Raw genomic sequence first — 7,146 nt, 5'->3', positions numbered from 1 at the left:
GCATAACGAAATTGCTCACTGTATCCACACAAATATTGATCGTCATTATTCAACTGACCTTTCCACCACGGCAATAATTCAGGTGGACACTTCGCTTCTCCACTCATAAACCATTCCATTTCACGAATCGCCAGCTTCCATGCCGTATTCCGCAGCGTCACTAACGGAGTTCTCGTGAAGGTCATTGGTTCTAATGCAATATGTGAATGCGTCCAGGCATTACGGGTGTTAATCACATCGCCTGAATCAAGAATACTGATTAAGGCTTGCTGATACTGCAAATCAGTCTTCATGATGATTGTCCAATGCGAAATCACTAAACTGCCAATCAGGAAATATTCTTATTCTACAATTTTTAGGTGTTATTACATATTCAATCGCTTCAAACATTCTCATACATTCGTGAAGTTTGAATTCATACGATTGAATATAGTGTAAAGCAGTTGCAACCATTTCGTATGAAAGATGTTCATAAACAAGAAATTGTTCTGAACGCATCTTAATCACCTAACTGCCATTCAGGAAAGACACGAGTAATGGAAGTGACTGGATTCACAATGGTTCGCAACGCTTCATGCAATCTTTGATTATGTTTTGATAGTTTTGTAAATGTTTCATTCTGACCATGACGCTTTATTCCATAAGGCGGATCAGTAATCACAGCATCCACTCCAGGCAACATCGGCAAAATATCTCTACAATCCGCATTATACAAAATCGCATTACCAATGATGACTGGATTCACGATAAACTCCTAAGCCGCTTCTTTAATGTTCTTAAGAGAATTAACATTCCATTTCAAGTTATATCCTTCCTTACCTTTCTTAGTCCATGAATGAATCACGCAATACTTCTGTCCGTTATCCGTAGGTTTCCATTCTTTACCTACTTTTACTTGAAGATTGTTTTCTGCTAACCACTTATTAACGGATGTCGCATTCCTTAATCCAAGCTCAGGAGCTAAATCAGTCGGTTCCTTCATGACTTCTTCTTGCTTAACGTCCTGTTGCGCCTTCGCATACGTCAAGTGATGGCTGAAATCCACTCCAGTATCACGGCATACTAATTTCACGGATTCCTGCTGAACAATGTGAAGCGGAGCTTCTAACAGTTTGCCCACACGAATCTCTTGCTCCAATCGATCAGCCGCATCCTCGTAAATGGTTCGTGCGCGAGCGTGAGAATGCTTTTGAATCTCGTAACTACCTTGTTGACGAATGGACGGTATAACGTCATGTGTTATCCATCTCTTAAATGCTTTTGCTTCAGGTTTGCGGCTTGTCAAAACTAACGAATACATCCCAGGTTCATTGATGATGGTAATCTTGGTTCCAGGAACATTGTTGCTAAACCCTTGATTTATAAGACTGTCGGTAATAACGACAGTGGTTTTCTCGTCATCATCGAGCCGTGAAACTGCATCACGACCATTAGCAATTCCTAATACAGAACAAATCTCGAACGCGACCCACCACGGAGTTCCATCTATCATCAAAACTCGAATACTGCGGTCTTCAAATTGAAACGGGATTAAATTGGTGTTAGTATTCATTCGTTCTTAGCCTATCGTTCAGGTTAAAGAGAAGTCGTGCTACTGTGTTTCCGCACAGTAGGGCGCACCACTTCAAGAAGTATAGCATGAAAAATAGTTGACTATCAAAATAAATGCTAGGCTTTGTTATGCCTTCTGAACTCTTTGAACTTAGCGCTCAGACCAGACTTGGTGTAATCGGGTATGGAATGACCTGGCAGTCGAGTCACAGCCGCACTCAAACAATCAACTTGATCATCATGTATCTTTGGCGTCGGAAACGCTTCTAATTCACAAAGTAAATCTTCATTCCACTTTGCACGAACGATTTCAATGTTGCCTTGCTGCCAGAGTGCCGCTGCCGGTTCAGCCATGACTAACTTATTCTTGGTGATGGTGCGCGTCAGCACCACGAATCCATTCAACATTTCCTTGTACGATTCTACTTGACAGTTATGGACAACAACATCATTAACAAGAAATGATTTATCATTTTCAACACTTAAACAACGGCAAGGAAATAATCCATCTTCAGTAATTGATACAATCTTGTCTGGAATATATTGCTCATCAAATCTTCTGAATCTACTTTTTGCAGACAATTCAGATAATCTTTGTTTCTTCATAACATTATGAATTGGTATCCTATTAGCAAATCGACGATAACCATCATCCTGCTGACTCATTACCAACAGAAATGAAACATGACGAGTTTTAAGATACTGTCCATTCTTCTGTTTTAATCTTGAAGAAATACCAAGTCGTAACAAAAGATGTTGAACATCAATCAACAATTCTTTTGAAACACTATAAAAAATAACACTATCACCTTTGCTTGACACAGTTCCATCACAAGCAAAGTAAGCTCCAAGGAATTCAGCAATCAAATGATTCGGTGCAGAAAACACCCAATCTGGAACTCTCTTATTGTAAGCAGTTTTACCAGCAAGCGCCGTATCTCTTAACCATTGTTGTAAACCTGTAGTTCCATAATTAACACCTCGATGACCACGAATAACAACAGCACCACCAATCGACTTAACGCAATTCTTAAAATCTTCTAATTGAATTTGATCGATACAACAAAATCCAGCATCAGAAGAAATAGAACCTTTTTTAATTCCAACAGAACCGTCGCCAACGAAATATCCTGCTAATCTAAATTCTTCGGCAGTTCTTGTTGTTGACGAATTAATTTTCATTCCAGTCAACAAACCTAGCGCATCATTTGTTGTTAAATTACGCGCTTCTGTCCATCCTTCAGTTGTTAAAAATGGATGATCGTATGCAGAACGAATCACTCTTCCACATTCAGTAGATATTTTTAATGTAGGTAATAATCCTTGAATATGTACATGAGTAACTTTATGTGGAAACGAATCTTTACCAATAACAAAATCACCTTCAATAACATCTTTTAGCTTCTTCAATGAACCATCAGCCATTGAAATTAGCTCTTCCTCATAAATTGGCTTGCCACTCTGTCCGGGGTCTTGGGGCAGCGCAATCCACGTCTCCCGTCCATCCATATCCGCAATCCTACGCACCAACGCACGCACGTCAGCCGCTTTCCGTTGAACCCTCACTACATCAGCAATCACCAGCTTTCATGCTCCTACCCTACCTTCATCCCGGATGTCCAATCAACATGCTTGCCTTCTTGCTCTTCGGAAGCCGCTAAATCCCACGACCGCACCCACTTAATGACATCGGTCGGCACCCAATCAATGATGGTGGTGTCGTACCGTGGAAAGTACATTCCAGCGGCTGGACGAATCTTCCAATTCCCATCCAACAATCGACTCTTCTCAACGAAGCTCAGTCCTTTCAGATTCGCCAGATAGCCAGGGTCTTTCGACAACAGAATCGGATTATCGGTGATGGTGGCCGGAATGAAGGTGACGGACTTCGCATCGAGCAATTCACAACCATACTGCTCCAATTCTTCTCGACTGTCGCCCCAAATGCGCTGTCCATCGACACGAATCAGATAGCGAATCACGCCACCACGTTCTTTAATCGCGTATCCGGTTTCCTGATCAATCCACCAACTAAGGAATTCAGCAATCCAAGAGTCTGCATCTGGGTTGGTGCTAATGCGTACATACGGGGAAACGCCACAGGTTGAACGATTGCGACTCATCATGTAGTTAATTTGGGAGTCGCTAAAGTGGGAACCCTCATCAAAAGCCAGATAGCAGATTTCACTTCCTTGCCATGCAAAGACTTCACGTTCCTGATTTAAATGCCCAAACGAGATTCGTGCGCCACTTGGGAATGTAAATGAAGGCGTCGGCTGTGAACGATACACGCCGCCTAAATACGGATACATTCCCATTGCTTTTGAAACCAATCCACCTTCCATCGTCAATTCTTTACTTTCACGACGAAAGATGACGCCACCAAAACCAGGAACATGAATATGTCGAATAGGCTCTAGTAATAGAGCATGGCTTTTACCAGCACCTCCAGCACCTCCGTATATCGCAATATCCGCAGGTGTACTCAGAAACTTTTCTTGCGCTCCAGGTTGCGGACGAAGGATTAGCGATTCATTCAAAACAGCAAACCTTTACTTTGGAATGATACATTGGAAACGGAGGCAATTCAGTCCAATGGGTAATCGGCCCATACTTAATTTCTTTTGAATCCACCCAATCCGCACCATCCCAATACCGCACCCACCGATAGCGAAGGCGTGAACTTAAATGCTGAACGACTAAGTAACGTCCAGGCTCTTCAGGTGATTCTTCATCCAAATCTCTCCATTCGTATTTCATTGGTTATTCACCATTTCCACTGCTATAGGTTCCACCATAAATCTTAAAATCAGTCGTCTCGTTAATCATTCGGTCTTGTGCTTCATAACTTTTGATAGCAAAGAGAGTAGCAATCACATCTCCATCTTTCACTTTCTTGTTGATAGTAATCAGACGAATCATTTTTGAATAAAGATGTTGGATATTCAAAATTATATTCTTCATCGACAATTCGTATTTCATTCAATTTCACTTCCACGATTTGAAACAAGCATAAATTGTTTGAATAGAGATTCAATCTCATCTTCTTTGAAATAACAGGTTTCCCATGATTCACCCATCAGTTGTTCCCATCCTCCATGTTCGCCTCTCCTATAGTTACTTCCAGGTTCCTCGTCATCTGTCTCTACATAGAACACAATTTCAATACATTTATTTACACTTATAATTTTCATCGACCATTTTCCGGTAAGTAAACTTGCACTTTGACTGAATCATCAATCTTGATATTCTGTCGTTTATCCGCTTCCACGCAATCATCAAAGACCTTTGATGAATAGATAATCGCAATGGTGTCGCCATCCGCCACTTTCTTCGCCAAGGCCGCTAATCGCACGGCGGTTCCTCGACCTTTGCCCATCAAGAACGCATCTTCAATATCGGGGTAATCCGAAATCGCGGCTCTGAAATCCGATTCCTTCAATCCATAATACGCAGCGACTTGGCCTTGCGTCATTCCAATCATAGCGAATTGATAAATATTCTCAGCATCAATCTTCACCACACGGCCTTGCTCTGGACGAGGCGCATATTCCGTGGTTTCTTGCGTATTCGTCCACAATTCAATGGTGACGTTACTTTTCTTCTTTGGTTTAACCTGTTGTCCACGAAGCACCGACTTCGGCAACTGATTCATCTGATTCATTTGCATGATGTTTCTCGCGTCGGCGTTTTGCCGGTTGTTGATTTATACCGTTCGAGAATCACACTAACATACTGCGGATTAAGTTCAATACCGATACAAGTTCGATTCAGTTGTTCACACGCAATCAAGGTGGTGCCACTGCCTAAGAAGGGGTCATACACGAATTCACTGTCATGGTTGCGAATCGGGCGCAGCATACATTCCAACGGTTTCTGAGTACTGTGTCCGGTGTTATTTCGTTGAAGCACTTGACAGTTCCAAACTGTAGACTGCTTCCTTCCACCAATGTAATTCGATTTCTTTCCTTGACGAACCGCATAAGCGCACGATTCATGGCCCCAATGATAATCGCCACGTCCAAATGAGAAATGCGACTTATTCCAAATAATCTGCGAACGAATCGCAAAGTCATTCTTAATCAGACTGTTTGAGACTTCAGGAAAGAAGGTAGGAGCATGATACACATAGGCCACATCGCCTTGAAACAATTTCCATGCTTCTGACCAATCCGATTGTGAATCATTCAATACTTCGCCGACCGCAGTAACATTGTTTTTATCTTTACTTTTGTTATTCCACATTGCTTTACAGTTCTTCGCCGCTTCATTGCGCCACGAAGGATTGTACTTCACCCCATACGGCGGGTCTGTCACCATCAAGAAAGGAATCACACCATTCATTACTTTCTGAACAACGGATTCATCCGTTGAATCACCACAAATAATTCGATGATTACCGAGCAACCACACCTCGCCACACTGTGCATTCCATTTATTATGAGTAACGTCAATCTTGTTAATCTTTTCATTCATAATTACTTCAGATTGAAATGGAATACTATTTTGAGTGCTATTCATAGTCAGACACGATAAAAGGGGTCTGAGATAGACCCCTCTGGTTTTGGTAAGGAGAGTATAGCATTGTTAATACAAGCTGTCTATAGGATAAACAATAAAAAACAGCCTACAATGACAAATGCTAATACCAAATCATCATCAATAAACATTATCGGTAACAATCCATTAAAACAAGGATACCAATAACTAAAGCAACAGCAGACAATACGAATACAAACATTGATTTAATCCTCTAGCTCAATCAACACTTGCAGATAACCCACTGCATCCATCAATTCTTCCTGAAGATGAATCAACCAGTCCTTTCGATTCAAGTCCGTTCTGTCCAATCCAACGCCGTACTTATTCAATCCAACCACTGAACGATTCAGAAACTTTTCACGAACGCGGTTAATGATGGGGTCGAAGCATTCACCACGATACGCCGGGCCAGGGAAATCAATCGGTTCGCTCATGAATTTCCTTTATCGGATTCTTTTTGTTTTTCAAGCGCACGAGAAAGAGATTCGTAAGAACGAACACGTTCTTCATATTTGATTCTCGCATACATAATCTCTTCATTTTGAGATTCAAGACTATCTTTAATTCTTAATAGTTCTTCTTCAATATAACCATAAGGATTATTCGTACTCATGGTTACACTCCTTGGCTCGCCGTGGTCGTCATTGAATTGTTGTAGCGTCCTATCACTGCATACGACCTGTCCATCGGAACTGGATGACAACGATAGAAAACCATCTGACCAATCTTCATTCCGGAATTCAGCAACAGCGAATGATGCTCTAAATCATTCTTCAGTTCCAACGTCAGCCGTGAATTATTGAATCCAGGATCGACCCAGACCGCCAACATGTTATTCAGACCCGCACGAGCCACACTCGACTTCAGCTTGAACTCACACGAAATGTCATTCGGCAAGTTAAACATTTCAATGGTGGAAGCCAGAATGAACCGATTCGGTTTCATAATGTAGCCGCCATCACCAATAAAGACTCGATCCAGCTTCGGACTTTCTTTTGCAGACAATGAAACAATCTGGTCAAACTCTTGTGGCTTTGATTCAACCAGTATTTC

14 protein-coding genes are annotated in these 7,146 nt (G+C 41.6%); all 14 read right to left on the bottom strand.

Annotation, left to right across the window (positions count from 1 at the left end; genetic code table 11):
* A partial coding sequence (locus tag IPP74_15115) for a hypothetical protein (GenBank protein MBL0320605.1) occupies positions 1-293 on the bottom strand: 293 nt, incomplete at its 3' end.
* A complete protein-coding gene (locus tag IPP74_15110; protein ID MBL0320604.1) occupies positions 283-498 on the bottom strand; it encodes a hypothetical protein in 216 nt (71 codons plus the stop codon). The genes IPP74_15110 and IPP74_15115, both read right to left, overlap by 11 nt.
* A gap of 1 nt (position 499) precedes the next feature.
* Complete coding sequence (locus IPP74_15105) at positions 500-745, bottom strand: site-specific DNA-methyltransferase (protein ID MBL0320603.1); 246 nt, start codon at positions 743-745, stop codon at positions 500-502.
* Between the two features lie 9 nt (positions 746-754).
* Positions 755-1,552 carry a hypothetical protein gene (locus tag IPP74_15100; protein ID MBL0320602.1) on the bottom strand — a complete coding sequence of 266 codons (798 nt, stop codon included), beginning with the start codon at positions 1,550-1,552 and terminating at the stop codon, positions 755-757.
* 116 nt (positions 1,553-1,668) lie between these two features.
* Complete coding sequence (locus IPP74_15095; GenBank protein ID MBL0320601.1) at positions 1,669-3,132, bottom strand: hypothetical protein; 1,464 nt, start codon at positions 3,130-3,132, stop codon at positions 1,669-1,671.
* Between the two features lie 14 nt (positions 3,133-3,146).
* Entirely contained in the window at positions 3,147-4,091 is a 945-nt protein-coding gene (locus IPP74_15090; protein ID MBL0320600.1) for a hypothetical protein, read from the bottom strand.
* The gene (locus tag IPP74_15085; GenBank protein ID MBL0320599.1) at positions 4,084-4,311 is read right to left on the bottom strand and encodes a hypothetical protein; all 228 of its coding nucleotides are present in this window, start codon (positions 4,309-4,311) and stop codon (positions 4,084-4,086) included. The genes IPP74_15090 and IPP74_15085 overlap by 8 nt, the downstream gene beginning before the upstream one ends.
* A gap of 3 nt (positions 4,312-4,314) precedes the next feature.
* Entirely contained in the window at positions 4,315-4,500 is a 186-nt protein-coding gene (locus tag IPP74_15080; GenBank protein MBL0320598.1) for a hypothetical protein, read from the bottom strand.
* Positions 4,501-4,529: 29 nt separating this feature from the next.
* Positions 4,530-4,745 (bottom strand): hypothetical protein, encoded by a 216-nt coding sequence (locus IPP74_15075; GenBank protein ID MBL0320597.1) that lies wholly within the window; start codon positions 4,743-4,745, stop codon positions 4,530-4,532.
* Positions 4,742-5,206, bottom strand: coding sequence for a hypothetical protein (locus IPP74_15070; GenBank protein ID MBL0320596.1), 465 nt, complete (start codon positions 5,204-5,206; stop codon positions 4,742-4,744). The genes IPP74_15075 and IPP74_15070 overlap by 4 nt, the downstream gene beginning before the upstream one ends.
* A 5-nt stretch (positions 5,207-5,211) precedes the next feature.
* Positions 5,212-6,027 (bottom strand): site-specific DNA-methyltransferase, encoded by an 816-nt coding sequence (locus tag IPP74_15065; protein ID MBL0320595.1) that lies wholly within the window; start codon positions 6,025-6,027, stop codon positions 5,212-5,214.
* A 269-nt stretch (positions 6,028-6,296) separates the two neighbouring features.
* Entirely contained in the window at positions 6,297-6,527 is a 231-nt protein-coding gene (locus tag IPP74_15060; GenBank protein ID MBL0320594.1) for a hypothetical protein, read from the bottom strand.
* A complete protein-coding gene (locus tag IPP74_15055; protein MBL0320593.1) occupies positions 6,524-6,706 on the bottom strand; it encodes a hypothetical protein in 183 nt (60 codons plus the stop codon). Before IPP74_15055 ends, IPP74_15060 begins: the two co-directional genes overlap by 4 nt.
* Positions 6,707-6,708: 2 nt before the next feature.
* Positions 6,709-7,146 (bottom strand): dCTP deaminase (locus tag IPP74_15050; GenBank protein ID MBL0320592.1); only part of this gene is annotated, 438 nt, incomplete at its 5' end.

This window comes from Alphaproteobacteria bacterium, from assembly GCA_016722515.1.
GTDB lineage: Bacteria > Pseudomonadota > Alphaproteobacteria > Rickettsiales > JADKJE01 > JADKJE01.
Note: the sequence above shows the minus strand (reverse complement) of the source record. Positions and strands in the feature narration are given on the sequence as shown.

Coding starts and splice junctions, on each gene's coding strand:
- IPP74_15110 (MBL0320604.1), bottom strand. CDS start 498: ATGCGTTCAGAACAATTTCTTGTTTATGAACATCTTTCATACGAAATG.
- IPP74_15100 (MBL0320602.1), bottom strand. CDS start 1,552: ATGAATACTAACACCAATTTAATCCCGTTTCAATTTGAAGACCGCAGT.
- IPP74_15085 (MBL0320599.1), bottom strand. CDS start 4,311: ATGAAATACGAATGGAGAGATTTGGATGAAGAATCACCTGAAGAGCCT.
- IPP74_15075 (MBL0320597.1), bottom strand. CDS start 4,745: ATGAAAATTATAAGTGTAAATAAATGTATTGAAATTGTGTTCTATGTA.
- IPP74_15070 (MBL0320596.1), bottom strand. CDS start 5,206: ATGAATCAGTTGCCGAAGTCGGTGCTTCGTGGACAACAGGTTAAACCA.
- IPP74_15065 (MBL0320595.1), bottom strand. CDS start 6,027: ATGAATGAAAAGATTAACAAGATTGACGTTACTCATAATAAATGGAAT.
- IPP74_15060 (MBL0320594.1), bottom strand. CDS start 6,527: ATGAGCGAACCGATTGATTTCCCTGGCCCGGCGTATCGTGGTGAATGC.
- IPP74_15055 (MBL0320593.1), bottom strand. CDS start 6,706: ATGAGTACGAATAATCCTTATGGTTATATTGAAGAAGAACTATTAAGA.